This window comes from Streptomyces sp. NBC_00193 (genome assembly GCF_026342735.1).
Classification (GTDB): Bacteria; Actinomycetota; Actinomycetes; order Streptomycetales; family Streptomycetaceae; genus Streptomyces; species Streptomyces stoeckheimensis.
Genome location: NZ_JAPEMM010000001.1, coordinates 1005105 through 1032085 on the forward strand (window position 1 = coordinate 1005105; position 26981 = coordinate 1032085).

The window sequence follows — 26981 nt, forward strand, 5'->3', positions numbered from 1 at the left end:
TGGGGGTGCGGAAACCGATTCCCATTGACCCCGCCAACCGCCCCACGGGAAACTGTGCATCCATCAAATACCGGGCGCTGGGGGGAAATTGACCAGCCAGAATCTTCACATCGGGCCGGACTCGGCAGCAGACCGCTACCGATTGCTCCGGTCCATCGGGCGCGGCGGGGAGGCCGTGCTCTACCTCGCGGAGATCGAGCTCGCGGGAGGGTCCGAGCCCGTCGTCGTGAAGGTGCTCGACTCCAAGACCACGATCACCCCGGACGTCTTCGACCGGATCAGCCAGAAGTGGAACGAGCAGGCCGAACTGCTGCGCTTCGTCCACCGGCCCGGTGTCGTGGGCGTGCGGGAGCACTTCGAGGGGCCGCCGATCCACCGGCCCGGGGAGTCCTCGACGCTGACCGGCCGGGCCCTGGTCCTGGTCATGAACCACGTCGACGGGCTCGACCTGCGGGACTGGCGCGCCGAGCGGACCCTCGCCACGGCCGCCGAGCGGCGCGAGGTGATGCGCACGCTGGAGCAGCTGGCCGACGTACTGGACTGGCTGCACTCGGGGAAGGCGACCCCCTCCGGGCGCCAGGTGATCCACGGGGACCTGTCACCCGGCAACGTCATGGTCGACGCGCACGGGCAGGCCACCCTGGTGGACTTCGGCCTCAGCAAGCTGACCGCCGACCACCAGACGGCCGAGGTGTGGTTCACCCAGGGCTACGCGGCGCCGGAGGTCTTCGAGGGCAAGCGGACCCCGGGCGCGGACCGGTACGCCTTCGGGGCCATCGCGTACTTCCTGCTGAGCGGGGAGTCCCCGCCCTCGACGCCCGAACTGCTCGCGCATGCCCTCTTACGGCTGCCGCAGTTCGCGGTGCTGGACGCCGAGCAGCGGGCGCGGATCGCCTCCATCTACGCCGCCGACCCGCTGAAGCGTCCGGTCAACCTGGCCGGCTGGATGAAGGACATCCGCCGCGCGGTGGTGTCCACGACCTCTTCCACCTCGCAGCGGGTGGTGCAGGACGCGGTGCCGGTGCCCCCGGCGGCTTCCCCGGCTCCGGCCTCGGCTCCGCCCAGGCCCGTGGCTCCGCCCCAGCAGCCCTCGCAGCCGCCGGCGGCTCCGGCAGCTCCCCCGGCCCAGCCGGTGTACGCGCCACCGCCAACCGAGCCGGTGTACACCCCGCCGCCGGTCCAGGCGAGCGTGCCGCAGGGCTACGGTCCCGCGCCCGCGGCCGAGTCCCGTACGGAACCGGCGCCCGCGCCGCCGCGCAAGAAGCGGCGGACCGGGCTGGTCCTCGGGGCGGTGCTCACCGTGCTGGTCCTGGCCGCGGCCGCGCTGGCCGGCATGGAACTGCTCAAGGACAAGGACAAGGAGGCCTCGAACAATGCCGGCGGGGACCAGCCGACCTCGTCCGCCTCGGCTTCCGTGAGCCCGTCACCGAGTCCGACACCCACGCCGACGCCGACGCCCACACCCAGTGCGACACCGAGCCCGCGCCCGAGCACGGACCCGACGGTCGCGGTCTCGCCGACGCCGCCGGGGCCGAACAGCAAGGAGGCCAGCCTGCTGGCCCTGGAGCCGTTGCGGGGAGGCTTCGGTTCCGCAGAGGCCGCGAAGATGGACACCAAGCGGTTCAACGCGGCCTTCATCGCTTGTCGTGGCACGGCCGAGTACGACATCAACAAGGATTGGGTCGCTCTCGACTTCACCGCCGGGATGGACGATTCATCGTTTGCGAAGAGCGGCCAGATCATCGTCTCCGGGGACGACATCGAGCTGTTCAGCGAATCCGTGGAGCGGGGCAAGCCCGTCACCCGAACGGTGAACGTCACCGGTGTACTGATCTTGCGCGTCGAGTTCCGTGGGTCATGCAGCGACAGCAACAAGGTGGTCATGGCCTCCCCGACCCTGCGGCGCTGACGAGGCTCGCACGCACGGCGGCCCCGCACCGGAGATCCGGTGCGGGGCCGCCGTGTACGTACCGTGTGACTATTCGGAGACGCCCAGGCGCTCCAGGATGAGCTCCTTGACGCGTGCCGCGTCGGCCTGGCCGCGGGTGGTCTTCATGACCGCTCCGACCAGTGCGCCGACGGCGGCGATCTTGCCGCCGCGGATCTTGTCGGCGATGCCCGCGTTGCCCGCGATGGCCTCGTCCACGGCCGCGCCGAGCGCGCCCTCGTCCGAGACGACCTTCAGGCCGCGCTTCTCGACGACCTCGTCCGGGGTGCCCTCGCCGGCGAGGACGCCTTCGAGGACCTGGCGGGCCAGCTTGTCGTTGAGCTCACCGGCCGCCACCAGGGCCGCGACGCGCGCGACCTGGACGGGGGTGATGGGCAGCTCGTCGACGACGACGCCCTGCTCGTTGGCGTTGCGCGCCAGCTCGCCCATCCACCACTTGCGGGCGGCGGTCGAGTCGGCGCCGGCCTCGATGGTGGCGACGATGGAGTCCACCGCACCGGCGTTGAGGATCGACTGCATGTCGTGCTCGGTGACGCCCCACTCCTGGAGGAGGCGGTTGCGGCGCACGCGCGGCATCTCCGGCAGGCCGGAGCGCAGCTCCTCGACCCAGGTGCGGGCCGGGGCGATCGGGACCAGGTCGGGCTCCGGGAAGTACCGGTAGTCCTCGGCGTTGTCCTTGATGCGGCCGGCCGTGGTGGAGCCGTCGTCCTCGTGGAAGTGCCGGGTCTCCTGCACGATCGAGCCGCCGGACGAGAGCACCGCCGCGTGGCGCTGGATCTCGAAACGGGCCGCGCGCTCGACGGAGCGCAGCGAGTTGACGTTCTTCGTCTCGCTGCGGGTGCCGAACTCGGACTCGGGGGTGGGGCGCAGCGACAGGTTGACGTCGCAGCGCATCTGGCCCTTGTCCATGCGGGCCTCGGAGACGCCGAGCGCCTTGATGACCTCGCGCAGCTCGGCGACGTACGCCTTGGCCACCTCGGGGGCGCGCTCGCCGGCGCCCTCGATCGGCTTGGTGACGATCTCGATGAGGGGGATGCCGGCGCGGTTGTAGTCCAGCAGCGAGTGGGACGCGCCGTGGATGCGGCCGGTGGCGCCGCCGACGTGCAGCGACTTGCCGGTGTCCTCCTCCATGTGGGCGCGCTCGATCTCCACGCGGAAGATCTCGCCGTCCTCCAGCTGCACGTCGAGGAAGCCGTTGAAGGCGATCGGCTCGTCGTACTGGGAGGTCTGGAAGTTCTTCGGCATGTCCGGGTAGAAGTAGTTCTTCCGGGCGAAGCGGCACCACTCGGCGATCTCGCAGTTCAGCGCGAGACCGATCTTGATGGCGGACTCGATGCCGATCTCGTTGACGACCGGCAGCGCGCCGGGCAGGCCCAGGCAGACCGGGCAGGTCTGCGAGTTGGGCTCGGCGCCCAGCTCGGTCGAGCAGCCGCAGAACATCTTGGTCTTCGTGCCGAGCTCGACATGGACCTCCAGGCCCATGACGGGGTCGTACGACGCGAGGGCGTCCTCGTACGACAGCAGTTCGGTGACAGTCACAGTGGAAATTCCCTCTCAGCCCAGCAGGACGTCGTCGTCGCCGAGACGCTTCAGTTCGCGGTACAGGATCGCGAGGCCGGTGACGATGGCGGCGGCGGACACGACGGCGTCGATCAGCTTCAGCGTGTCGTGCTCGGTGCGGGCCTTCTTGGCCTGCTTGACCACGCTGAAGGCACCGAAAGCGGTGGTGCCGATCGACAGGTACGTACCGGACTTGGACTTCTTGAAGCCCTTGGCCTTGGACAGCGCATTCGTATGGGAACTCACAGCGACGGAGCCTCCTCAAGCAGCGGGTGGCCCCAGCGCTCGACGAAGGCGGCCTCGACTGCGGCACCCACCTTGTACAGGCGGTCGTCCTTCATCGCCGGGGCGATGATCTGGAGCCCGACCGGGAGACCGTCCTCCGGGGCCAGGCCGCAGGGCAGCGACATGGCGGAGTTGCCGGCCAGGTTGGTCGGGATGGTGCACAGGTCCGCGAGGTACATGGCCAGCGGGTCGTCCGTGCGCTCGCCGATCGCGAAGGCGGTGGTGGGCGTGGTCGGGGAGACGATCACGTCGACCTGCTCGAAGGCCTTCTCGAAGTCCCGCGTGATGAGCGTGCGGACCTTCTGGGCGGAGCCGTAGTACGCGTCGTAGTAGCCGGAGCTGAGCGCGTACGTACCGAGGATGATGCGGCGCTTGACCTCGTCGCCGAAACCGGCTTCGCGGGTCAGGGCGGTGACGTCCTCGGCGGACTTGGTGCCGTCGTCGCCGACGCGCAGGCCGTAGCGCATGGCGTCGAAGCGGGCCAGGTTCGAGGAGCACTCGGACGGCGCGATCAGGTAGTACGCGGCCATCGCGAGGTCGAAGGACGGGCAGTCCAGCTCCACGATCTCGGCGCCGAGCTCCTTGAGGAGGGCGACGGACTCGTTGAAGCGCTGGACGACGCCGGCCTGGTAGCCCTCGCCGGCGAACTGCTTGACGACACCGACGCGCATGCCGGCGACGGAGCCGTTGCGGGCCGCCTCGACGACCGGCGGGACCGGGGCGTCGATGGACGTGGAGTCCATCGGGTCGTGACCGGCGATGACCTCGTGGAGGAGGGCCGCGTCCAGGACCGTACGGGCGCAGGGACCGCCCTGGTCGAGGGAGGAGGAGAAGGCCACCATGCCGTAGCGGGAGACGCCGCCGTAGGTGGGCTTCACGCCGACGGTGCCGGTGAGGGCGGCGGGCTGGCGGATGGAACCGCCGGTGTCCGTGCCGATGGCCAGCGGCGCCTGGAAGGCGGCCAGCGCGGCCGCGGAGCCGCCGCCGGAGCCGCCGGGGACCCGGGCGAGGTCCCAGGGGTTGCCGGTGGGCCCGTAGGCGCTGTTCTCGGTGGAGGACCCCATGGCGAACTCGTCCATGTTGGTCTTGCCGAGGATGACGACGTCGGCTTCCTTCAGCTTGCGCGTCAGGGTGGCGTCGTACGGCGGGATCCAGCCTTCGAGGATCTTCGAACCGACGGTGGTGGGGATCCCGACGGTGGTGAAGATGTCCTTGAGGGCGAGCGGTACGCCGGCCAGCGGGCCGAGCTTCTCGCCGGCCTCGCGCTTGGCGTCGACGGCGCGCGCCTGGGCGAGCGCGCCCTCGCGGTCGACGTGCAGGAAGGCGTTGACCTTCTCGTCGGTCGCCCCGATACGGGCCAGGTGGGCCTCGGTGACCTCGACGGCCGTGAGCTCGCCGGAGGCGATCTTCTCGGCGGTCTGGGCGGCTGTGAGCTTGATGATGTTGATGTCAGCCATGGTGATTAGTCCTCCCCCAGGATCTGCGGCACCTTGAAACGCTGCTGCTCCTGGGCGGGAGCGCCGGAAAGCGCCTGCTCGGGGGTGAGCGACGGACGGACCTCGTCCGCGCGCATGACGTTCGTCAGCGGCAGCGGGTGGGAGGTCGGCGGGACGTCTTGGTCGGCGACCTCGGAAACGCGGGCGACCGCGCCGATGATGTCGTCGAGCTGTCCAGCGAAGTGGTCGAGCTCTTCGCTCTTCAGCTCCAGACGTGCCAGCCGAGCGAGGTGGGCGACCTCCTCGCGCGTGATGCCAGGCATGCAGCGATCCTCTGGGGGTGGTGAGTGTGTAGGTTTCGGGCCCAATCCTATGGGGCCCGGCCCATGCCCGGCGCCCCGGTTTCCCCCGGGGGCGGTACGAAGCCCCCGCACGGGCCGATTTCCCCTGCCCGCCGGGGCCACCTGCGAGTGTGCCGCTGCGCGGGGCGGAGTCCCCTACCCACCCTTCGCCCGTTCCCTGGGGCTCCGCCCCAGACCCCGCGCCTCAAACGCCGGCGAGGCTGGATCTATCCAGCCCGCCCGGCGTTTGAGGGCACGGGCGCGCAGCGCACGTACGGGTCCGGGCGGAGCCCGGGGAACGGTGGAAGGGCGGGTAGGGGACCTCGCCCCGCAGGGCAGGCGGCAGGTGTCAGGCCGGGGTGGTCAGCTCGGCTCGGGCCGCGGTCAGCGTTTCGGGGAGGGTGGCGTGGACCGTGAGGTCCGGGCGGGAGAGGGACAGCTGCGTGATCACGTCCGCGCGGCGCGGGTAGCCGGGGTCGGCGCCGACGACGAGGCGGCGGCCGGGGGTGGCCGCGGCCGCGCCGAGTTCGTACAGGGTGATCGGCTGGACCGTGAGGGACGCATCGCACGCCGGGAACCAGAACAGCGTCAGGTCCGCCCGCAGCAGGTGCGCGTACTCCCACGCGATCTGGACGTCCGTCTGCGAGGGGTCGGACACGTCGAAGTCCGTCCGCCGCGGGTTGAGCACGACGAAGTCGGCCAGTCCCCGCGCCGCATCCGTCTGCCAGGGCGGGCAGTGCGTGATCCCGCCCGCGAGGAAGACCGACGGCGGATCCCCCGGGGCGGGCCGGTGCACCGCCGGTGCTTCCACGTACCTCACTGGGTCTGCGCCGCCGCGGCCGCCGTCTGCGCCGCCGCCTCCGCGGCCAGCTCGGCCGTGATGTCCGCCGGCCGCCGCCAGCCGCGTTCGCCGCGGGCCAGCAGCCAGGCGGTCGCCTCCTGCGGAGGCATCGCGGCGGCGACCAGCCAGCCCTGGACGGCGTCGCAGCCCAGGTCCCGCAGCCGCTCCCACGTCTCGTCGTCCTCGACGCCCTCCGCGACGACCAGCAGGCCGAGGGAGTGGGCGAGGTCCACCGTGCAGCGGACGATCTCCGCGTCCTGGGCGTCGACCGCGAGCCGCGCCACGAACGACCGGTCGATCTTCAGTTCGCTGACCGGCAGCCGCCGCAGGTGGACGAGGGAGGAGTAGCCCGTACCGAAGTCGTCCAGGGACATCTTCACGCCGTGGCCGGTCAGCCCGGCCATGGTGTCGGCGGCCCGCTGCGGGTCCTCCAGCAGGACGTGTTCCGTTATCTCCAGCTGGAGCCCGCTCGCCGGGACCCCGTGCCGGGCGAGCCGCGCGGCCACGGCGCCCGCGAAGCCGGGGGTGTGGACGTCGCGCGGCGACACGTTGACGGCGACCGGGACCTTGAGGCCCTGGGCCCGCCACCGGGCGACCTGCGCGAGCGCGGTCTCCAGTACGTACTCCGTCAGGTGCGGCATCAGCCCGGAGGTCTCCGCGATCGCGATGAACTCGTCCGGCGGGACCCGCCCGCGTTCCGGGTGCACCCAGCGCACCAGTGCTTCCAGCCCGGCGACCTTGCCGTCGAACCGGACCTTCGGCTGGTAGTGCAGTTCCACCTCGCCCGCGTCCAGCGCCCTGCGCAGGTCGCCCAGCAGGCCGAGCCGGTCGGGGGTGTTGCTGTCGCGCTTGGACTCGTAGACCTCGACTCCGGTCCGGTCCCGCTTCGCCTGGTACATGGCGACGTCGGCGCGGCGCAGCAGTCCCTCCGCGTCCAGCGCGTGGTCGGGGAAGACGGCGAGGCCGGCGCTGGCCTCCAGGACGAGGGTCAGACCGTCCAGGTCGAGGGGGGAGCTGAGTTCGGCGACCAGGTTGCGGGCGACCCGCTGGGCGCTGGTGGTCGAGTCGGTGAAGGGGAGGAGGACCGCGAACTCGTCGCCGCCGAGGCGGGCCGCCTCCGCGTCCTGGGGCAGGGCCTGGCGCAGCCGGTCCGCTATCTGCAGGAGCAGCCGGTCGCCGGCGAGGTGGCCGAGGGTGTCGTTGACCGCCCGGAAGCGGTCGAGGTCGATCAGGACCAGCGCCGCGCGGGTGCCGGTGCGTTCGGCCTGGTCGAGCGCGCTCCAGGCGCGTTCCAGCAGCCACTGCCGGTTCGGCAGCCCGGTGAGCGGGTCGCGCAGCTGCTCCTCGGCGCGGGCCCGGGCGATCCACAGCGTGGAGTCCAGGGCGATCAGCGGTACGGCGAACAGCGGCAGCAGCACCGGCTGCGATTCGGCGACCACGCAGATCAGCGGGGCGATGCCGAGGAGCGCGACGGCGACCAGGGCCTGGCGCAGCAGCGCGGTACGGGCGACCGTGGGCAGTCCCCCGCCGCTCGGGGCGAGGGCGAGCCACAGCAGGACGCGGGTGACGAGCAGGTAGGCGAGGGCGATGAGGATGACCTCGGGGACCGCGTCGAGCTCCCAGCCGGTGGGCCGCCAGGGGTGCTCGACGGAGGGCGACTCCCCGAAGGCGGCGAGGACGAGGGCTCCCGCGCCGATGCCGAGGATGTCGGTGGCTCCGTGCAGCAGGCCCTGGCGCCAGCGGTGCCTGCGGGCGGCGCCGACGAGGGAGACCACGGCGAGGGAGACCAGGCCGGCGGGGACCCATCCGTAGAGGATGAGGACGCCCAGGGTGAGGGCCGCGCCCGATCCGGTGCCGCCCCACCAGCGGTCGCGGCCGAGGGCGACGAGGTGGCCGACGATGATGCCGGTGAGCAGGGCGAGCGCCCAGCCGACCGGGCCTCCGGGGAACAGGGCGTGACGGCTGGTCAGTGCGGTGATGACGCCGACGCCGAGCAGGACGGCGGCGAGACCCACGATGACGAAGGGCAGCGCGGCGTGCCGGCCCGCCCGGCCGTCCGTGCCCACTCCGGTGTCGAGCGCGCGCGATTGCGGTGCCCTGGAGCCCAGGACACCGAGCCGGCCCGTCCGCATGGACGGGAACTCCCCGCCGAAATCTGGTGACGGGTCGGCGCTTTCGGTGGGTTTCATGCCCGTCCCTCTCACAGCCGGCGATGCCGATGCCACGCGATGGCCCCGATGTCATGCCATCACGGCTGGAAGCGCGTCAAGCAGCCGTGCACGACAGGCGCACCCCTCAACAGTAGGACGCGGGAGGCGCCCAGGGGCAGCGGTCGGCGGCGGTTGCCCGAATACGACCCAGCCATCCTCATCAGTACGGTATCCGCCGAACGGGTGAGTTTGGACCAGGACCCCCCGGTCGCCCGTCCGATGATCCGACAGGTCGGGGGCCCGCCACCAGCCTTGTACCGGCCTCGCATGGGCCCGGTACCGGCCGTGCGGCGCCGGGCGCCACCGCCGGGCGCGCCCGGCGCGCGCCCGCTCGTACGGCCGGACGCCACGCATCCGTTCGCCTTCGCTACTCCGCTTCGGCGTTGCCGTCCACCGGGAGCGCGGCCTCGCGCGCGGCGTCGGGGCCCTCGGCGAGCAGGACGGCGAATCCGGCGTCGTCGAGGATGGAGAGCTTCAACTGCACTGCCTTGTCGTACTTCGAGCCGGGGTTGTCGCCGACCACGACGAAGGAGGTCTTCTTCGAGACGGATCCGGTCACCTTGGCGCCGCGGCTCTGCAGGGCCTCCTTCGCGCCGTCCCGCGTGTGGCTCTGCAAAGTCCCGGTGACGACGACGGTCAGCCCCTCCAGCGGACGCGGCCCCTCGTCCTCGCCGGAACCTTCCTCCTCCATCCGCACTCCGGCCGCCCGCCACTTGCGCAGGATCTCCTGGTGCCATTCCTCGGCGAACCATTCCTTCACCGAGGTCGCGATGATCGCGGCGACCCCGTCGGTGGCGGCCAGTTCCTCCTCGGTCGCCTGCTCGATGCGCTCGATGGAGCGGAACTCGCGGGCCAGCGCTTCCGCCGCGACCGGTCCGACGTGCCGGATCGACAGGCCGTTGATGATCCGGGCCAGCGGGCGGTCCTTGGCGGCGGCGATGTTCTCCAGCATCGACAGGGCGTTCTTCTTCGGCTCGCCCTTCTGGTTGGCGAAGACCGTGACGATCTTCTCCTCGCCCGTCTTCGGGTCCCGCTTGGGCAGCCCGCTGTCCGGGTCGAGCACGTACGCCTTGATGGGCAGGAGCTGCTCGATGGTGAGGTCGAAGAGGTCGCCCTCGTCCCGCAGCGGCGGCTCGGCCGGCTCCAGCGGGTGGGTGAGCGCGGCCGCGGCCACCGCGCCGAAGTTCTCGATGTCCAGGCACTGGCGGCCACCAAGGTAGAAGAGCCGCTCGCGCAACTGCGCGGGACAGGTCTGCCCGTTGGGGCAGCGCAGGTCGATGTCCCCCTCCTTCATCGGCCGCAGCGGCGTCCCGCACTCGGGGCACTCGGCGGGCATGACGAACTCCCGCTCGCTGCCGTCCCGGAGGTCCACGACCGGCCCGAGGATCTCGGGGATGACGTCGCCGGCCTTGCGCAGCACGACCGTGTCCCCGATGAGCACGCCCTTGGCCTTGACGACCTCCTGGTTGTGCAGGGTCGCGAACTCGACCTCGGAGCCTGCCACCGTCACCGGCTCCACCTGGGCGTACGGGGTCACGCGCCCGGTGCGGCCCACGCCGACCTTGATGTCGATCAGCTTGGAGTTGACCTCCTCGGGCGCGTACTTCCAGGCGATGGCCCAGCGCGGGGCGCGCGCGGTGGAGCCGAGCCGGCCCTGGAGGGAGATCTCGTCGAGCTTGACGACGACGCCGTCGATCTCATGCTCCACCGAGTGGCGGTTCTCGCCGAAGTAGGCGATGAACTCCCGGACCTCGGCGAGCGTGGAGACCACCTTGTTGTGCCGGGCGGTGGGCAGGCCCCACTCGTGGAGGAGCTCGTAGGCCTGCGACTGGTTCTCGATCTCGAAGCCCTCGCGGGCGCCGATGCCGTGCACGACCATGTGCAGCGGACGGCTCGCGGTGACCTTCGGGTCCTTCTGGCGCAGCGAACCGGCCGCCGCGTTGCGCGGGTTGGCGAAGGGCTTGCCCTCGGCTTCGACGAGCCGGGCGTTGAGCTCCTCGAACTTCTCCATCGGGAAGTAGACCTCGCCGCGGATCTCGACGAGGGCGGGGATCCGGTCGCCCTTGAGCCGGTCGGGGATGTCGGCGATGGTGCGGACGTTGGGCGTGATGTCCTCGCCCGTGCGGCCGTCGCCGCGGGTGGCGGCGCGGGTCAGGCGGCCGTTCTCGTAGGTGAGGTTGACGGCGAGGCCGTCCACCTTCAGCTCGCACAGGTAGTGGTAGTCGGAGGTGCTGGCGTCCCGGGCCACGCGCTCGGCCCAGGCCGCCAGTTCCTCGTCGTCGAAGGCGTTGTCGAGGGAGAGCATCCGCTCGCGGTGCTCCACGGAGGCGAAGTCCGTCTCGTACGCCCCGGCCACCTTCTGGGTGGGCGAATCGGGCGTACGGAGCTCCGGGTACTGCTCCTCCAGTGCTTCCAGCGAGCGCAGCAGCTTGTCGAACTCGGCGTCGCTGACGACCGGCTGGTCGTTCACGTAGTACCGGAAGCGGTGCTCCTCGACCTGCTCGGCGATCAGCGCGTGCTGCTCGCGCAGTTCCGCCGGTACGGCCGATTCGCTGCCCTGCTTCTGTTCGGCTGCCATGCCGTGTCCTCCCGTGACCCGTCTCGATCCATCACTCAGGGTTGTCGGCGAGCGACCTCGCCGCCCTGACGCAGTGCGCCTGAACCGCCCGCGCGTAGGCGGGCGAAGCACCCGCCAGACCGCACGACGGGGTGACCACGACGGACTCCGCCAGAGTCCCCGGGGTCAGCCCCAGCCTGCGCCAGAGCTTCCTGACACCCATGACGCTACCGCCCGGGTCCGACAACGGGCCGTCGGTCCCCGGCACCACTCCGGCGAAGAGTTTGGTACCCGCTTCGACGGCTTCCCCGATGGCGTCATCCTCGCGCTCGGTGAGCAAGGAGAAATCGAACGACACGCCCGAGACCCCGGCGCGTCGCAGCAGGGCGAAGGGCACCTCGGGGGCGCAGGAGTGGACGATGACCTCTCCGTCGTGGACGGCGAACAGCTCGCGCAGGGTCCCCTCGACGACCTGCCGGTCGACGGCGCGGTACGTGCGGTAGCCGCTGGCGGAGCGCACCCGGCCGAGCAGGACCGCGGTGAGCGAGGGCTCGTCGTACTGGAGGGTGATCCGGGCGCCGGGGATGCGCTTCTGCACGTCGGCCAGGTGCTCGCGCACGCCCTCGGCGAGGGAGCCGGCGAGGTCCCGGCAGGCGCCCGGGTCCTGGAGCATGGACTCGCCGCCGTGCATCTCCAGGGAGGCGGCCAGCGTCCACGGGCCGACGGCCTGGACCTTGAGCTTCCCCTCGTACCCCTGGGTGAACTCCTCCAGGGCGTCCAGGTCCTCGCCGAGCCAGGAGCGGGCCCGCTTGCTGTCGCGGCCGGGGCGGTCGCTGATCCGCCAGCCGCTGGGCTCGACGTGCGCGTACATGTCCACGAGCAGCCCGAGGGAGCGGCCGATCATGTCCGAGCCGGGGCCGCGGGCGGGCAGCTCGGCGAGGTACGGGAACTCCTCGAAGGAGCCGGTGACCGTCCTGGCGGCTTCGCGGGCGTCGCCGCCGGGGAGCGAGCCGACCCCGGTGGCTCCGCCGGTGGGGCTCGTGCTCATCGGCCGGGCCTGACGGTGAGGTCGCTGACCACGGCGTCGCGGGGCAGGTCCACGGCCATCACGATGGTGGTCGCGACGGACTCGGCGTCGATCCAGTCGGCGGCGTCGTAGGACTCGCCCTCCTGGGAGCGGACCTTCATCTGCATGGGGGTGGCGGTGCGGCCGGGGTAGACGGAGGTGACGCGGATGCCGTTCTCCTTCTCCTCCGCCCGGAGCGAGTCGGCGAGGGCCTTGAGCCCGTGCTTGGAGGCGGCGTACGCGCTCCAGTCGGCGTGGGCGGCGAGCCCGGCGCCGGAGTTCACGAAGACGACGGTGGCGTGGGAGGCGCGCAGGGTGGGCAGCAGGAGCCGGGTGACCTCGGCGGGGGCGATCAGGTTGACGTTGAGCTGCTGGTGCCAGGTCTTGGGGCGCAGCTCCCCCACCGGGCCGAGGTCCACGATGCCGGCGATGTGCAGGAGCGAGTCGATCCGCTCCGGGATCGCCTGCTTGGAGAAGGCCCACGACAGCCGGTCGGGGTCGGCGAGGTCCCCGACGAGCGCGCTGGACCCGGGGTACCGGTCGGTGAGCTGCCGCGCACGGGCGGCGTCACGGGCAAGAAGGACGAGCTCGTCGCCGCGGGCGTGCAGGCGTGCCGCGACGGCGGCGCCGATGCCGGAGCCGGCGCCGGTGATCAGATGAGTAGCCATGCCGACATGCTCGCACCCCGGCCCGTCCCTCCACCCCCACGGCCTCGAACACCGGAGGGGATGGCGGGTACATCCTGCAGGGCCGATGGCCCGGCCGCGTCAGAGGGCCGAGGCGTGGGCCCGGATGATCGCCTCGCGCGCCTCTGCCGCACGGGTGGCCGCGAGCGGCGGGGCCAGGCCCCGGCCGACCAGGGCCCGGGGAGCGGCGGCGCGGACCGCTGCGCGGACGTCGAGGCGGGCTCCGGCCCCAGCGGGCCAGCGCGGCGGCGCGTACCTCCGCCAGGGCCGCCACCCGGTCCGGCTCCCGCACCTCCAGCACCGGAGCCCGCCGCACGTGCTCCGCCCAGCGGTCCTCCCAGAACTCCACGGTCCATCCCGGCCACCGCTCGCCCACCTCCGCCAGCCACGGCTGCCGGGTGGTGTGCCACCACCCCACGCGCCGCAGCCGCGGGTCCACGTGGACCCCGCCCTCGCAGGCCCCCGAGTACCCCGCGTGCGACGGCTCCCCCGCCAGCCGCTCCAGCAGGGCCGGGCCCTCGTCCACGGGCTGGTCGCCGATCATCCCCAGCACGTGGCAGCGCCCGCCCACCGTGACGACCAGCACCGACGGGTCGGGCTCGGCGAGCTCCGGATCGCCCGGCTCCAGCACCGGGCCGGCGGTCGCCCTGCTTCGGTACGTGCAGGGCTGCGCGCCGACGTACGCGCGCAGGCCGCGCTGGCCGTCGTAGAGCCATCGCACCCGCCAGCCCGGCCAGGCGAGCCGCAGCAGCTCGCATGCCGCCGCCCGGGTGCGCGTGGAGGCGAAGACGCCTTCCCAGGCGAACACCAGCAGGACCTTCGCGTCCACGTCGACCAGGGCGCCCGCTTCGCACGCGTCGTCGTCGTACCAGGAGCCGGTCGCTTCCGCGTGGGCTTCGGCGAACGGGACGAACGCCCGCGGCCCGGCGAGGAGGTCGAGGTCCAGGCCGACCGCGCCGAAGGAGGATTCGTAGCGCCGGCGGCCGATGAGGAAGGTGGCCCGGTCCGACATCGTCAGAGGCCCGCGGCTTCGCGCAGGTTCGCGGCGGTCTTCGAGGCGTCGTAGTCCGTGGGGACGCCGTCGACGAGGACGATGTCGCCCGCGATGTGATCGGCGCGCAGCGGGATCAGGGCCTGGTAGGCCTCCGATGCGTACCAGCCCCGTGCTCGCTCGATGTCGGGGAAGCCGATCAGCACGACCGTGCCGGGCCAGGTGCCCTCCATGACCTCCACCTGGCGGCCGTGGACCAGGAAGCGGCCCTCGAAGGGGTCCATCGTGGACTGGATCTCCTCGATGTAGCGGAGGATGTCCTCGTTCATGGTCTCGGGGCGTATGTGGCCGATGGCGTAGGCGGTCATCTCGGGCCTCTTCTTCCTTGCGGGATCGGCTTGTTGGGACGATCCTGCCCGCCGGTGACCCCGGAAGCGATTACTTGAGAGGTCATCGGCGGGCGAGCCGGCCGGCCCGGGGCGTCAGCCCGCGAGGTAGGCGCGCAGGACGGTCACCTCCGAGGTGTTGCCCGAGCGGTCGGTGACGGTGCCGCGCAGGGAGACCGTGCCGCCCTTCTCGGGGGTGCGGACCTCCACCCGGCCGTGATGGACGCGCAGCGGGCTCCAGGTGCGGCCTTCGTCGTAGGAGACCTGGACCCGCGGGGTGGCCCGGTCGGTGGCCGCCGGGCCCTGGACGGTGACCGGGAAGTTCTCCGTGCGGCCCGCGGGCAGGGTGCCGTCCAGGGCCGGGCGGGCGTCGAAGCGGACCGCCGAGACCGGGAGCGGGGTCGGTTCGGCCGTCTCCTTCGAGCGGAACCGCCAGGTGGCCGTGGTCTCGGAGGAGGTGGCGGAGAGCTCCGGGCGCAGCCGGGTGGTCGTGGTGAGCTCGTAGGAGGCCTCGCCCGGTGGGACCGCGAACGGCGCGCTCGACTCCAGCGGGGTCTCGCTGCGGCCCACCTCGACTCCGTTCCGGCGCAGGACGGTGGAGCCGGTGGCGTCGTAGAACCCGCCCGCGTGGTTCGCGCCGTCGGCCAGGAGCGGGACGGAGCCGCTGATCGAGGCGCCTTCGCGCCACACCCCGTGGAGGTCGTCCACCTTGGGTCCGAAGACCGCCGCGTTGAAGCGCTCGTGGTAGGTCCGGCCGCCCTTGAAGGTGCGCGCGCGCTGCGCCTCGTACGTCGTCTCGTCGCGCGGGACGCCGTTGTCGTCGTAGCCGGATCCCTGGGTGAAGGAGAGGTCCCACGTGGCCCCGTCGAGGGTGGACACGTGGAGCGTGGCCGTGGTCGGCAGGGGCCGCCGGCTGGAGGCCGTGCTGCCGGACCGGCTCCCCGGGAGGCTGCCCATGGCGACGACCGCACCCCTCTTGCCCGGGGCGGAGGCGCCCTGGCCGACCACGAGGGTCGCCAGGTCCCGGCGCCCCAGGTGCCGGGTGTAGCCGGTCGCGAGGTCGCTCACGGGGCCGCCGAGCACCGCGTGGTACTCCACCGAGGCGCCGTCGTCCCAGTGCACGTCCCACTGCTGGGAGAGCGTGCCGGCCTCCGGCCGCGGGCCCAACTGACGGGTGCGCAGCCCGGCGATCGAGTTGAGCCACAGGCTGTAGTGGTACTGGGCGTCGCCCTCGCGCAGGGTGTAGGCGGGCGTCGCGAATCCGACCTGCGCCGTCTTCGAGGGCACGGTGATCTCCACCGGGCGGGTGGTGCGCGCGTCGAGGGTGACCGTGGTGTCCGAGGTGATCTCCAGCTGCGGCTGGACGATCCAGTCGGTGCCCTTCGTGAGGTCGAACGGGTCGACGAAAACGGTCGCGTCGAGCAGGTACCCGCCCCTGGGGACGCGCAGGGTGACGGTGCCGGACGGGTCGTGGGGCTCGAAGCGGCGGGTGGCCGCGGCGCCGCGGACGCCCTGCACGGTCGTGGTGTGGTGCTCGGCCGGCCGGCCGTCCCGGCCGAGGTGGCGCAGCGTCAGGTCGTAGGACTCCAGCTCGCGTTCGGCGACGGCCGCCGTGCGCACCTGCCCACCGGCGCCCAGGCCGTCGGCGATCGTGGCGGTGGCGTACGCGCTGTACGTGCCGTCCACCGAGCCGCCGAGGCGGGTGTCCACGGTCAGCGCCGTCTCGGCGGTGCCGCCCGCCGGGACGGTGAGCCGGCGGGCGCCGAGGGTGAAGAAGCCCTCGGGCGCGGGCGCGCCGCCGGGGGCGCTGCCGGCGACGGCGAGGTCGAGGGTGACGGGTTCGCCGCCGAGGTTCCGGTAGGTGATCTTCCGGGACTGCGGGGTGTCGTCGGCGTGCGGCCAGCGCTGCGTGTCGAAGGCCAGCGCCCCCTCCAGGACGACGACGCTCCGGCCCGGATCGCCGTCGACGGCGATCCGGCCGGTGCCCTGCTGGTACGGGGTGTGGGCGCCGCCCTTGGCGGAGCCCGTCAGCGCGCCCTTGAGCTCGGGGCCCTTCCAGTCCGGGTGCTGCTGCTTGAGCAGGGCGGCGGCCCCCGCGACGTGCGGGGTGGCCATGGAGGTGCCGGAGATCGTCAGGTAGCCGGCCGGGTTCTGGCCTTCCTCCCTGTCGATGACGCTGCCCGGGGCGGCGGCCGCGGTGATGTCGACTCCGGGTGCGGTGACGTCGGGCTTGACGCCGCCGCCGCCGGTGAGCGGGCCGGTGCCGGAGAAGGGGGCGAGGGCGTCCGCGTCGTCGACGGCGCCCACGGTGAGGGCGGCGTTCGCGCTCCCCGGGGAGTCGATGGTGCCGGGACCGCGCCGGCCCCGGTTGCCTGCCGCGACGGCGAACAGCACGCCCTTCTCGGCGCTGATCCTGTCCACGGCCGCTTCGACGGGGTCGAGCTGCGGGGTGTCGGGGCGGCCGAGGCTGAGGTTGACGATGTCGGCACCCTGGGCGACGGCCCATTCCATGCCGGCGAGGATCCCGGAGTCGTTGCCGGAGCCCCCGTCGTCGAGGACCTTGCCGCTCAGGAGCTTCGCGCCGGGCGCGACCCCCTTGAAGGCACCGGCCGAGCGGGCGCCCGTACCGGCGGCGATGGAGGCGACGTGCGTGCCGTGGCCGACACGGTCCACGGCGTCGGCGGACCGGGAGAAGTTCTGTTCGGCGACGACCTGGCCCGCGAGGTCGGCATGGGTGGCGTCGATGCCGGTGTCGAGTACGGCGATCTTCACGCCGGTGCCGTCGTACCCGGCGGCCCAGGCCTTGTCCGCGCCGATCTGGCGGGTGCTCCTGTCCAGGGTGGCGGTGCGCACGGCGTCGAGCCAGACCCTGGCGATGCCGGGGGCGGCGGCGCGGCCGCCGGCGCCTGGGCGGGGGTCGGTGAGCGCCTCCCAGAGGGCCGCGGCGCCCACGGGGGTCGCGGTGACGGCCTCGGCGTCGAGGGTGGGGTAGGAGCGGGTCACCTCGACCCCGTCGGCGGCCCGCAGCGCGGACCGGGCGGCGGCGGGGGCGGCCGGGGCGGCGGCGGGGCCCTCGTAGCCGACGATCAGCTGGAGCCCGGCGGAGGGGCGGGCCAGGTACTCGGGGCGGCTCAGTTCGGTGATGTCGAACAGGCGCGGGTCGAGCTTCCCGGCGCGGATCAGCGGCTGGGCGTCGTACGGCACGACGCTGGTGCGGCCGTTCTCGGTGTGCACCGAGAACGGGATGCGCGCGCGGCCCTCGGCGCGTTCGAGGGAGACGGGCCTGCCGTCGGCGGCGAGGACGACGCGGTCGCCGGTGACGAGGGTGATGCGGGTGGCCGGGGCCGGCGGGGCGGCGGATCTCGCGCCGGCCCCGGCGCCTGACGAGCCGGTCGCGGGCGCTGCGGCGGCCGGGGTGGTCAGCCCCGCCGCGAGCGCGAGGGCGGCGGCCGCCGCGACCGAGGCCGCCGCCCCCGCCCTGGAGTGGTGGTTGCGCACGTGGTCCCCCCTGAGAAGAAGAGTGCAGGGCCACGCAGTATGCCGATGTCCTGACGGGGCATCAATGGTGCGCAAGTACAGAGGAGTTGGGCTGATAGATGCGCCGGTAGGCGATCGGGGAGATGCCGAGCGCGGAACGCATGTGCTGGCGCAGCGAGTTCGCGGAGCCGAAGCCGGAGCGGTGGGCGACCAGGTCGACGGGAAGGTCGCTGGACTCCAGCAACTGGCGTGCGACCTCCAGGCGTTGACTGGTGAGCCACTGCACCGGGGTCATGCCGACCTCGTCGCGGAAGCGGCGGGTGAAGGTGCGCAGGCTCATCCGGGCGTGGGCGGCCAGCTCCGCCAGGGTGATCGGTTCGGTGAGGCGCTCCAGGGCCCAGGCCCGGGTGGCGGTGGTGGTGGCGACGGTGGGCTCGGGGACGGGCCGGTCGATGTACTGGGCCTGGCCGCCGTCACGCCACGGCGGTACGACGCACAGCCGCGCGGTGCGGTTGGCGACGGCCGCGCCGTGGTCCTGGCGGATCATGTAGAGGCAGAGGTCCACGCCGGCGGCGACCCCGGCGGAGGTCAGGATGTCCCCGTCGTCGACGAAGAGCACGTCCTCGTCGAGCTTGACGCGCGGGAAGGCCCGCTGGAAGGCGGGCGCCTTGATCCAGTGCGTGGTGGCGGGCCGGCCGTCGAGCAGGCCGGCGGCGGCGAGCACGTAGGTGCCGGTGCAGATCGACACCAGCCGGGTGCCGGGGCGGATCGCGGCGAGGGCGTCGGCGAGCGGCCGGGGCAGGGGCACTCCCTGCTCCAACGCCATCATGACGTTGGTCGGCGGGATGATCACCGTGTCGGCGGCCGCGAGGGCCTCGGGCCCCGCCGAGACCCCGACCGTGAAGCCCGCGTCGCTGGCCACGGGCTGCCCGTCGACGGTGCAGACGGTCACCTCGTATAGCGGCTTCCCCGAGTCGTCGACGGCGTTGCCGAACACCCGGGACGGCATCCCGAGCTCGAACGGAGGGACGCCTTCGAGGGCGAGTACGGCGATCCGGTGCATGGCCTGCATGGCCAGATCCTGTCACAGGGTGGCCATACGGCCAACACCACGGCTTCGCTCAGCAGCCGAAGCTGGTCCGGCAGCAGCACCGGACCACCTGAGGAGAAACACATGCGCGCCATCGTCGTCAGCCAGTGGGGCGGGCCCGAGGTACTGACCGAGACCGAGCTGGACCGGCCGGAGCCGGGCATGGGCGAGATCCTGGTACGGGTCCACGCGGCCGGAGTGAACCCGGTGGACTGGAAGACCCGGGCCTCCGGCGCCCTCATCCCCTGGGGGCCCGTCCCGGCCGTCGGCTGGGACGTGTCCGGCACCGTGGAGGCCGTCGGCCCCGGCGTGACGATGTTCCAGCCGGGCGACGAGGTCTTCGGCATGCCGCGCTTCCCCGTCCAGGCGGGCGGCTACGCCGAGTACGTGACGGCCACGGCCCGGCACTTCACCCGCAAGCCCGCCGCGATCGACCACGTACAGGCGGCGGCGCTCCCGCTGGCCGCGCTCACCGCCTGGCAGGCGCTGACGGACACCGCCGGCGTGCGGCCGGGTCAGCGGGTCCTGGTGCACGCGGCGGCGGGCGGCGTGGGGCACTTCGCCGTCCAGATCGCCAAGGCGCTCGGGGCGTACGTGATCGGCACGGCCAGCGCCGCCAAGCACGAGGTGCTCCGCTCGCTCGGGGCCGACGAACTGATCGACTACCGGACCACCGCGTTCGAGGACGCGGTGTCGGAGGTCGACGTGGTGATCGACGCCATCGGCGGCGAGTACGGGACGCGCTCGCTGAAGGTGCTGCGCCCCGGCGGGCACCTGATCACCCTGAACGGTCCCGACGAGGTACCGGCCGCCGGCACGGAGGGCTTCCGCACCGGCTGGACCCTCGTGGAGCCGGACCACGCGGGGCTGAAGGCCATCGCCGCGCTCGTGGCGGAGGGGAAGCTCCGCCCGGTCATCGACACCGTCCTGCCGCTGGAGCAGGCCGCGAAGGCCCACGAGATCGGCGAGCAGGGCCGGACCACCGGCAAGATCGTCCTGACGGTGGTCTGACCGGCGGACGGGCGGACCTGCGGACCGGCAGACGGCCTAGACGCCCGCGGTCGCCCGGGTGGTCGCGGAGATCGTGGCGGAGCCGACCACGCGGGTGCCGTCGTAGAGGACGATCGCCTGGCCGGGGGCCACGCCGCGGACCGGCTCGGTGAAGCGGACGCGCAGTTCGCCCTCCACCAGCTCCGCGAAGACCTCGGTCTCGCCGCCGTGGGCGCGCAGCTGCGCGGTGTACGTGCCCGGGGCGGCGGCGGTGGAGCCGCACCAGCGGGGGCGGATCGCGGTGAGGGCGGTGACGTCCAGGGCCTCGACGGGGCCGACGGTGACGGTGTTGTTCACCGGGGAGATGTCGAGGACGTAGCGCGGCTTGCCGTCGGGGGCCGGGTGGCCGATCCGCAGGCCCTTGCGCTGGCCGATGGTGAACCCGAAGGCGCCCTCGTGGGTGCCGACCTTCTCGCCGGTGGCCTCGTCGACGATGTCGCCCTCGGCCTTGCCGAGGCGGCTCGCCAGGAAGCCCTGGGTGTCGCCGTCGGCGATGAAGCAGATGTCGTGGCTGTCGGGCTTCTTCGCGACGGCCAGGCCCCGCTCCTCGGCCTCGGCGCGGATCTCTTCCTTGGTGGTGAGGGTGTCGCCGAGCGGGAACAGCGCGTGGGCGAGCTGCTTCTCGTCGAGGACGCCGAGGACGTACGACTGGTCCTTGGCCATGTCGGAGGCGCGGTGCAGCTCGCGCGTGCCGTCCTCGTTCAGGACGACGGTGGCGTAGTGGCCGGTGCAGACGGCGTCGAAGCCGAGGGCCAGGGCCTTGTCGAGCAGCGCCGCGAACTTGATCTTCTCGTTGCAGCGCAGGCAGGGGTTCGGGGTGCGTCCGGCCTCGTACTCGGCGATGAAGTCCTCGACGACGTCCTCGCGGAAGCGTTCGGCGAGGTCCCAGACGTAGAACGGGATGCCGATGACGTCGGCGGCGCGGCGGGCGTCGCGGGAGTCCTCGATCGTGCAGCAGCCGCGGGCCCCGGTCCGGAAGGACTGCGGGTTCGCGGAGAGGGCGAGGTGGACGCCGGTCACGTCGTGCCCGGCTTCGACCGCGCGGGCGGCGGCGACGGCGGAGTCCACACCGCCGGACATGGCGGCCAGGACGCGGAGGGGGCGGGGGACGCTCGGCAGGTTCTCAGTCATAGCACCGTCCAGGGTACGGGGGAACCGAGCGGGGTCACAGCGCGTTCTCGGTGGCAGGGGGTGGATCACCATGGGGAGCAAGAGCAACAAGGGCGGTACGGGCAACAAGGGACGGCCCGGCCGGACCCGCAGGGCGGTGCTGTTCGGCGGGCTCGGGGTGGTGACGGCCGCGGCGGTCGCCGGGCGCGATGAGCTCGGGCGGGCCTGGTGGCTGGTGCCGGGGGTGGCCAAGCCGCGGAAGGAGGGCGAGCTGGACCACGCGGGGGCCTCCTGGACGGCGGCCTCTCCGGCGAACTGGCGGCTGGCGGACCGGCCCGCCGACTACCGGGTGGACCGGATCGTGGTGCATGTCACCCAGGGCGGCTTCAAGTCCTCGGTGGACGCCTTCAAGAATCCGTTCCACCGGGCGTCGGCTCACTACATAGTCGGCCAGGACGGGCACATCGAGCAGATGGTGCGCGAGCTCGACGTCGCCTTCCACTCGGGCAACCGCTCGATGAACGAACGCAGCGTCGGCATCGAGCACGTCGGCTTCGTGGACCGGCCGCAGGACTTCACGGACGCGATGTACGCGGCTTCGGCGCGGCTCGCCGCGGACGTCTGCCGGCGGTACGGGATCCCCGCCGACCGCAAGCACTTCCTCGGCCACTCCGAGGTGCCCGGAGCCGACCACACGGACCCGGGCCGCCACTGGGACTGGGCCCGCTACCTCCGCATGGTCAACGAGGCGGGTGCCGCGGGCGCGCAGAAGGCCTAGACGTCCTGGACGGCCTAGCTCAGTCCCGCCGTGCGCGCGCGGGCCACGGCCGGGCCGATGGCGGCGGCGACCGCGTCCACGTCGGCCTGCGTGGAGGTGTGGCCGAGGGAGAAGCGCAGGGTTCCCCGGGCCAGGCGCGGGTCGGTGCCGGTGGCCAGCAGCACGTGGCTGGGCTGTGCCACGCCGGCCGTGCAGGCGGAGCCGGTGGAGCACTCGATGCCCTGGGCGTCGAGCAGGAGCAGCAGGGAGTCCCCCTCGCAGCCGGGGAAGCTGAAGTGGGCGTTGGCGGGGAGCCGGCCGGCCGGGTCGCCGCCCAGGACCGCGTCGGGGACCTCGCGGAGCACGGCGGCGACGAGCCGGTCGCGCAGGGCGCCGATCTCGGTGGCGAACCGTTCCCGCCGCTCGGCGGCGAGCACGGCGGCCACCGCGAAGGCGGCGATGGCCGGGACGTCGAGGGTGCCGGAGCGGACGTGCCGCTCCTGGCCTCCGCCGTGCAGGACGGGCACGGGGGTCTGGTCGCGGCCGAGCAGCAGCGCGCCGATCCCGTACGGTCCGCCGACCTTGTGGCTGCTCACCGTCATGGCGGCGAGGCCGCTGTCGCCGAAGCGGACGTCGAGCTGGCCGAAGGCCTGGACGGCGTCGGAGTGCAGCGGGATGCCGGACCCGCCTGCGACGGCGGCCAGTTCGGCGATCGGCATGACGGTGCCGATCTCGTTGTTGGCCCACATGACGGTGGCCAGCGCGATGTCCTCGGGGCTCCGCTCGATCGCCTCGCGGAAGGCCTCGGGGTGCACGCGCCCGTAGCGGTCCACGGGCAGGTACTCGACCTGCGCGCCCTCGTGTTCGGCGAGCCAGTGCACGGCGTCGAGGACGGCGTGGTGCTCCACGGGGCTGGCGAGCACCCGGGTCCGGGCGGGGTCCTGGTCCCGCCGGGCCCAGTAGAGCCCCTTGACGGCGAGGTTGTCGGCCTCCGTGCCGCCGGCGGTGAAGACCACCTCGCTCGGACGGGCCCCGAGCGCGTCGGCGAGGGCCTCGCGGGCCTCCTCGACGGTGCGGCGGGCGCGGCGGCCGGCGGCGTGCAGGGAGGACGCGTTGCCCGTGACGCCGAACTGCGCGGTCATCGCCGCGGCGGCCTCCGGCAGCATCGGGGTGGTGGCGGCGTGGTCGAGGTAGGCCATGATCCCCCGATTCTACGAGTCCCCCACACCCCCGCTTCCCCGCCGGGGCCCTACGGACCACCGAGGGACCCCCGGCCGCGCGGCGCCCCACCCTTCCACCCCACCCCGGCGGGGCCCCCGCGCAGCGTCGGCACGCCGTTCCGACCCGGCCCGACGGGGCCCTGCACGGCTGCGACGCGCCCTTCCGACCCCGCCCGGCGGGGCCCCCGATGGCTGCGGCGCGCCGTTCCGGCCCGGCCCGGCGGGGCCCGCACGGCTGCAGCGTGCCGTTCCGGCCGGGCCCGGAGCGCTACGGCCGCGCCGAGGGCGGGGCCGGACCCGTCACTGCGCCGCTGCGCGGGGCAAAGTCCCCTACCCGCCCTTCCACCGTTCCCCGGGCGCTGCCCGGACCCGCGCCTCAAACGCCGGCGGGGCTGAGTGGGGTGCCGCGGACCTGCGCCTCAAACGCCGGCGAGGCTGGGGAGGGGTCCGGGCGCTGCCCGGACCCCGGTCCTCAAGCGCCGGACGGGCTGGGAGGGGTACCGGGCTGCGCCCGGACCCCCTGGGGCTCCGCCCCAGACCCCGCGCCTCAAACGCCGGCGAGGCTGGATTTGGCCGGCGTCAGCCTGCATGTGTGCGCAGCACACCCCTGCGGGCTGGACGGCCCGCAGGGCCATCTCGGCCCCTCCGGCACCCTCAGCCTCGCCGGCGTTTGAGGCGCGGGGGTCCGGGGGCTGGCCCCCGGCAACGGCGCCGCACGCGGCAACGGGTCCGGGCGCAGCCCGGGGAACGGGCGAAGGGCGGGTAGGGGACCTCGCCCCGCAGGGCCGGCCCAGCCGCACCCGCCCACCGGACCCCGCGCCAGGCGGCAGGGGCGACAGCCCCGACCGGCCACCGCCGGACGGGGTCCGGCGCAGCGCGACGAAGCCCGCGCAGCGGTGCGAGGAGCGCGTCAAGGACGAAGCCCGCGCAGCGGTGCGAGGGGCGCCTTAAGAAGGTGCTGCCGCTACGCGCGGGGCGCTCGCCAGCTGGCGGGACTGGGCGACCAGGCGGTCCGCCGAGTCCCAGACCTCCGCGTCCTCCTCCAGGAAGCCCCCCGCCAGGTTGCGGGTGGTGATCGAGACGCGGAGCGGACCGGGCGCCGGACGGTGGCGGATGTGGGTGGTGAGTTCCACCGTCGGGGTCCAGCCGAGCAGGCCGAGGTCGAAGGAGGTCGGCGGGAGCCCGTCGACCGCCAGGAGGAGGGAGAAGGGGTCGGCGTCGCGGCCGTCGGCGAGTTCGAACCAGGCCCGCATCTCCCCCTTGCCCGAGGGCTGCCCGACGGCCCAGCCGGCCGTCGCCGGGTCCAGGCGCAGCCGGAGGCGGTCCACGATCGCGGAGCTGCCGGGGATCGGGGCCGGGCCTGCTTCGGGGCCGAGGCAGTGCTCGTAGGCGGGGATGACGGGCGGGAGGGCCGTGGTGTGGACGGAGTCCGGGAGCGCCGCGAGGTCCCCGTAGGAGGCCAGGACGCGGATCCGCTCGATCTCGGCGCCGTTCTCGTCGAACTGGAAGAGGGAGGCATGCCCGGTGGAGAGGGTGCGGCCGACCCGTACGACCTCGGTGCGGATCACGGCGGGGCCGGGGACCGACGAGGTCAGGTAGTGCGCGGAGACCGTGAAGGGGTCCGGGTGCGGCAGGGTCGCCGACAGGGCGCGGCCGACGAGGGCCAGGAGGTAGCCGCCGTTGACGGCGGTGATGATCGTCCACCCGGCGGAGAGTTCCGCGTCGTACACACCGGGCTCGCCCGCACGGGCGGTGACGGTGGTGTCGCGGTCGAACTCGCTGTCGCCGATGGACGCCTTGGCAGCTGCGTGTGACATGGAACGACCGTACACCCGGCCCCTACTAAGCGGTAGCTTTGCCTGGTGTGGCGGCCGCTACGGTGCCCCCGCGCCTACGGCTCCTCCGCCACCGACGAGCGGCGGTTCCACGCGAGGGGTGCCCGCAGGTGGTAGCGCATGGCCAGCAGCCGCAGGACGAAGGTGGTGACGATCGCCAGGGCCGTCGTGACGGCGTTGAGGTTGTCGAAGCTGATGAAGAGCGCCACCATCGAGGCGCCGACGAGGGCCGGCACGGCGTACATCTCGCGGTCGCGCAGCAGCGAGGGCACCTCGTTGACGAGGACGTCGCGCAGTACGCCGCCACCGACGGCGGTCGCCACGCCGAGCGCGGCGGAGGCGGTGAGGCCCAGACCGTACTCGTACGCCTTGGTCGTGCCCGTCACGCAGAACAGCCCGAGGCCGGCCGCGTCGAAGACGTTGATGGCGCGGTTGATGCGCTGGACCTCGGGGTGCAGGAAGAAGACGAACGCGGCGGCGATCAGCGGCGTGACGAAGAACCCGAGATCGCTGAAGGCGGCGGCGGGGGTGGCGCCGATGACGATGTCGCGGAACAGGCCGCCGCCGAGGGCGGTGACGAGCGCGAGGACGACGATGCCGAAGACGTCGAAGTTCTTGCGTACGGCGAGCAGGGCGCCGGCCGTGGCGAAGACGAAGATGCCCGCGAGGTCCAGGCCGTGCTGGACTCCGGGCGGGAAGAGATCGTGGAGCACGGGCTCATTGTGCCGGTCGCCTGCGGCGTGCTCGAACGTGTGTGGCGCGGCCACGGCTCCGAGGGGGCGGCGGGCCCTGCCGGGCCCGGGCCGCGCACCCGTGGGGCTGCGGACCGTGGCCGGGTGCGGCGCCGCCGTCAGGGGCTCCGCCCCCGAACCCCCGCGCCTCAAACGCCGGCGGGGCTGATTTTTGCCCGGCGGCACCGCGAACAGTCGGCCGGGCCCGGGCCGCATGACTGCCCGGCGGCACCGCGAGCAGTCGGCCGGGCACGGCCGTAGGGTGCCGGCGGGGCCGGTGGGGCCCCGCCGGCGCGCCTCAGTCCGTCGGCTCCGCCACGGCCTTCGCCGCGCCCGGGAGGGCCGGGTCGCCCGGGGCCTGGTCGGGGGCGTTCTCCGGGTGGTGGCAGGCCACCTGGTGGCCGGTCTTCAGCGCGAGGAGCGGGGGCTCCTGCGTGGTGCAGACCTGGGTCGCCTTCCAGCACCGGGTGTGGAAGCGGCAGCCGGAGGGCGGGGAGATCGGCGAGGGGACGTCGCCCTTGAGCAGGATGCGGCCGCTCTTGGCGCCCCGTCGGCGCGGGTCCGGGACCGGGACCGCCGACATCAGCGCCGTCGTGTACGGGTGCATCGGCGCCGTGTACAGGGACTTGTTGTCCGCGAGCTCGACGATCTTGCCGAGGTACATGACCGCGATCCGGTCCGAGACGTGCCGGATGACCGACAGGTCGTGGGCGATGATCACGTACGTGAGGCCGAGCTCCTCCTGGAGGTCGTCCAGCAGGTTGACCACCTGGGCCTGGATCGAGACGTCCAGGGCCGAGACCGGCTCGTCCGCCACGACGAGCTTCGGCTTCAGGGCCAGTGCGCGGGCGATGCCGATGCGCTGGCGCTGACCGCCGGAGAACTCGTGCGGGTAGCGGTTGTAGTGCTCCGGGTTGAGGCCCACCAGGGAGAGGAGGCGCTGGACCTCCGCCTTGAGGCCGCCCTCGGGCTGGACTCCCTGGAGCTTGAACGGGGCACTGACGATGGTGCCCACCGTGTGCCGCGGGTTCAGCGAGCCGTAGGGGTCCTGGAAGATCATCTGCACGTCGCGGCGCATCGGACGCATGCCGGCCACGCTCAGGTGCGTGATGTCCTTGCCCTCGAACTCGACCTTTCCGCCGGTCGGTTCGAGCAGCCGGGTGATCAGCCGGCCCATGGTCGACTTGCCGCAGCCGGACTCGCCGACGACGCCGAGGGTCTCACCGCGCCGGACGTCGAAGTCGATGCCGTCGACGGCCTTCACGGCCCCGACCTGGCGGCGCAGCAGCCCCTTGGAGATGGGGAAGTGCTTGACCAGTCCGGTCACCCGCAGCAGCGGCTCCGGGGAGTCCACCGCCTGGGCCGGGACGGTGACCGCCGCCGCCTTCTCACTCTTGCTCATGT

General features: G+C 73.1%; 21 protein-coding genes. 3 read left to right on the forward strand and 18 right to left on the reverse strand.

Annotation, left to right across the window (positions count from 1 at the left end):
• The first annotated feature begins 142 nt into the window (after positions 1 to 142).
• Positions 143 to 1909, forward strand: a complete 1767-nt coding sequence (locus tag OG898_RS04080) for a protein kinase (protein ID WP_266955012.1) — start codon at positions 143 to 145, stop codon at positions 1907 to 1909.
• Positions 1910 to 1978: 69 nt separating this feature from the next.
• Here the strand turns inward: OG898_RS04080 and gatB are convergent, their stop codons facing one another.
• The 13 genes from gatB to OG898_RS04145 all read right to left on the reverse strand — a co-directional run bounded on the left by gatB (position 1979) and on the right by OG898_RS04145 (position 18847).
• Positions 1979 to 3487: an Asp-tRNA(Asn)/Glu-tRNA(Gln) amidotransferase subunit GatB gene (gene gatB / locus OG898_RS04085; protein WP_266955014.1), complete on the reverse strand. Its 1509-nt coding sequence runs from the start codon at positions 3485 to 3487 to the stop codon at positions 1979 to 1981.
• Positions 3488 to 3502: 15 nt separating this feature from the next.
• Positions 3503 to 3754, reverse strand: a complete 252-nt coding sequence (locus OG898_RS04090; protein WP_250742475.1) for a hypothetical protein — start codon at positions 3752 to 3754, stop codon at positions 3503 to 3505.
• A complete protein-coding gene (gene gatA, locus OG898_RS04095) occupies positions 3751 to 5256 on the reverse strand; it encodes an Asp-tRNA(Asn)/Glu-tRNA(Gln) amidotransferase subunit GatA (protein ID WP_250742564.1) in 1506 nt (501 codons plus the stop codon). Before gatA ends, OG898_RS04090 begins: the two co-directional genes overlap by 4 nt.
• Positions 5256 to 5552, reverse strand: a complete 297-nt coding sequence (gene gatC / locus OG898_RS04100; protein WP_007266718.1) for an Asp-tRNA(Asn)/Glu-tRNA(Gln) amidotransferase subunit GatC — start codon at positions 5550 to 5552, stop codon at positions 5256 to 5258. Before gatC ends, gatA begins: the two co-directional genes overlap by 1 nt.
• A 367-nt stretch (positions 5553 to 5919) precedes the next feature.
• A complete protein-coding gene (locus OG898_RS04105) occupies positions 5920 to 6381 on the reverse strand; it encodes a nucleoside 2-deoxyribosyltransferase domain-containing protein (protein ID WP_266955017.1) in 462 nt (153 codons plus the stop codon).
• Positions 6382 to 6386: 5 nt separating this feature from the next.
• Positions 6387 to 8600, reverse strand: coding sequence for a bifunctional diguanylate cyclase/phosphodiesterase (locus OG898_RS04110; RefSeq protein ID WP_284716490.1), 2214 nt, complete (start codon positions 8598 to 8600; stop codon positions 6387 to 6389).
• A gap of 388 nt (positions 8601 to 8988) precedes the next feature.
• Positions 8989 to 11199 carry an NAD-dependent DNA ligase LigA gene (ligA, locus tag OG898_RS04115; protein WP_266955019.1) on the reverse strand — a complete coding sequence of 737 codons (2211 nt, stop codon included), beginning with the start codon at positions 11197 to 11199 and terminating at the stop codon, positions 8989 to 8991.
• Between the two features lie 31 nt (positions 11200 to 11230).
• The gene (locus OG898_RS04120) at positions 11231 to 12226 is read right to left on the reverse strand and encodes a methionine synthase (protein WP_250742480.1); all 996 of its coding nucleotides are present in this window, start codon (positions 12224 to 12226) and stop codon (positions 11231 to 11233) included.
• On the reverse strand, positions 12223 to 12912 hold the full coding sequence (locus OG898_RS04125) for an SDR family oxidoreductase (protein ID WP_250742481.1): 690 nt from the start codon (positions 12910 to 12912) through the stop codon (positions 12223 to 12225). The genes OG898_RS04120 and OG898_RS04125 overlap by 4 nt, the downstream gene beginning before the upstream one ends.
• Complete coding sequence (locus OG898_RS04130) at positions 12812 to 13942, reverse strand: hypothetical protein (RefSeq protein ID WP_266955022.1); 1131 nt, start codon at positions 13940 to 13942, stop codon at positions 12812 to 12814. The genes OG898_RS04125 and OG898_RS04130 overlap by 101 nt, the downstream gene beginning before the upstream one ends.
• A gap of 2 nt (positions 13943 to 13944) precedes the next feature.
• Positions 13945 to 14289 carry a DUF1330 domain-containing protein gene (locus OG898_RS04135; protein WP_250742483.1) on the reverse strand — a complete coding sequence of 115 codons (345 nt, stop codon included), beginning with the start codon at positions 14287 to 14289 and terminating at the stop codon, positions 13945 to 13947.
• 114 nt (positions 14290 to 14403) lie between these two features.
• Positions 14404 to 17805 (reverse strand): S8 family serine peptidase, encoded by a 3402-nt coding sequence (locus tag OG898_RS04140; protein WP_266955025.1) that lies wholly within the window; start codon positions 17803 to 17805, stop codon positions 14404 to 14406.
• A 61-nt stretch (positions 17806 to 17866) separates the two neighbouring features.
• Positions 17867 to 18847, reverse strand: a complete 981-nt coding sequence (locus OG898_RS04145; protein ID WP_250742565.1) for a GlxA family transcriptional regulator — start codon at positions 18845 to 18847, stop codon at positions 17867 to 17869.
• A gap of 111 nt (positions 18848 to 18958) precedes the next feature.
• On the opposite strand from OG898_RS04145, the gene OG898_RS04150 reads away from it, so the two are divergent.
• Positions 18959 to 19885 carry an NADP-dependent oxidoreductase gene (locus OG898_RS04150; RefSeq protein ID WP_250742485.1) on the forward strand — a complete coding sequence of 309 codons (927 nt, stop codon included), beginning with the start codon at positions 18959 to 18961 and terminating at the stop codon, positions 19883 to 19885.
• A gap of 36 nt (positions 19886 to 19921) precedes the next feature.
• On the opposite strand, the gene mnmA is transcribed toward OG898_RS04150, so the two are convergent.
• Positions 19922 to 21055, reverse strand: coding sequence for a tRNA 2-thiouridine(34) synthase MnmA (gene mnmA / locus OG898_RS04155; protein WP_250742486.1), 1134 nt, complete (start codon positions 21053 to 21055; stop codon positions 19922 to 19924).
• Positions 21056 to 21125: 70 nt separating this feature from the next.
• Between mnmA and OG898_RS04160 the strand changes: the two genes are divergently transcribed.
• Positions 21126 to 21812 carry an N-acetylmuramoyl-L-alanine amidase gene (locus OG898_RS04160; RefSeq protein ID WP_250742488.1) on the forward strand — a complete coding sequence of 229 codons (687 nt, stop codon included), beginning with the start codon at positions 21126 to 21128 and terminating at the stop codon, positions 21810 to 21812.
• A 14-nt stretch (positions 21813 to 21826) separates the two neighbouring features.
• On the opposite strand, the gene OG898_RS04165 is transcribed toward OG898_RS04160, so the two are convergent.
• The 4 genes from OG898_RS04165 to OG898_RS04180 form a co-directional block, all read right to left on the reverse strand.
• On the reverse strand, positions 21827 to 22990 hold the full coding sequence (locus OG898_RS04165) for a cysteine desulfurase family protein (protein ID WP_250742489.1): 1164 nt from the start codon (positions 22988 to 22990) through the stop codon (positions 21827 to 21829).
• Between the two features lie 968 nt (positions 22991 to 23958).
• Positions 23959 to 24828, reverse strand: coding sequence for a thioesterase family protein (locus OG898_RS04170; protein WP_266955030.1), 870 nt, complete (start codon positions 24826 to 24828; stop codon positions 23959 to 23961).
• 74 nt (positions 24829 to 24902) lie between these two features.
• Complete coding sequence (locus OG898_RS04175) at positions 24903 to 25559, reverse strand: trimeric intracellular cation channel family protein (RefSeq protein ID WP_250746282.1); 657 nt, start codon at positions 25557 to 25559, stop codon at positions 24903 to 24905.
• Between the two features lie 316 nt (positions 25560 to 25875).
• Positions 25876 to 26979 (reverse strand): ABC transporter ATP-binding protein, encoded by a 1104-nt coding sequence (locus OG898_RS04180; protein ID WP_266955033.1) that lies wholly within the window; start codon positions 26977 to 26979, stop codon positions 25876 to 25878.
• Between the last annotated feature and the right edge of the window lie 2 nt (positions 26980 to 26981).

Coding starts and splice junctions, on each gene's coding strand:
- ligA (WP_266955019.1), bottom strand. CDS start 11,199: ATGGCAGCCGAACAGAAGCAGGGCAGCGAATCGGCCGTACCGGCGGAA.
- OG898_RS04110 (WP_284716490.1), bottom strand. CDS start 8,600: ATGAAACCCACCGAAAGCGCCGACCCGTCACCAGATTTCGGCGGGGAG.
- OG898_RS04165 (WP_250742489.1), bottom strand. CDS start 22,990: ATGGCCTACCTCGACCACGCCGCCACCACCCCGATGCTGCCGGAGGCC.
- mnmA (WP_250742486.1), bottom strand. CDS start 21,055: ATGACTGAGAACCTGCCGAGCGTCCCCCGCCCCCTCCGCGTCCTGGCC.
- OG898_RS04150 (WP_250742485.1), top strand. CDS start 18,959: ATGCGCGCCATCGTCGTCAGCCAGTGGGGCGGGCCCGAGGTACTGACC.
- OG898_RS04130 (WP_266955022.1), bottom strand. CDS start 13,942: ATGTCGGACCGGGCCACCTTCCTCATCGGCCGCCGGCGCTACGAATCC.
- OG898_RS04145 (WP_250742565.1), bottom strand. CDS start 18,847: ATGCACCGGATCGCCGTACTCGCCCTCGAAGGCGTCCCTCCGTTCGAG.
- OG898_RS04180 (WP_266955033.1), bottom strand. CDS start 26,979: ATGAGCAAGAGTGAGAAGGCGGCGGCGGTCACCGTCCCGGCCCAGGCG.
- OG898_RS04135 (WP_250742483.1), bottom strand. CDS start 14,289: ATGACCGCCTACGCCATCGGCCACATACGCCCCGAGACCATGAACGAG.
- gatC (WP_007266718.1), bottom strand. CDS start 5,552: ATGCCTGGCATCACGCGCGAGGAGGTCGCCCACCTCGCTCGGCTGGCA.
- OG898_RS04125 (WP_250742481.1), bottom strand. CDS start 12,912: ATGGCTACTCATCTGATCACCGGCGCCGGCTCCGGCATCGGCGCCGCC.
- OG898_RS04120 (WP_250742480.1), bottom strand. CDS start 12,226: ATGAGCACGAGCCCCACCGGCGGAGCCACCGGGGTCGGCTCGCTCCCC.
- OG898_RS04160 (WP_250742488.1), top strand. CDS start 21,126: ATGGGGAGCAAGAGCAACAAGGGCGGTACGGGCAACAAGGGACGGCCC.
- OG898_RS04170 (WP_266955030.1), bottom strand. CDS start 24,828: ATGTCACACGCAGCTGCCAAGGCGTCCATCGGCGACAGCGAGTTCGAC.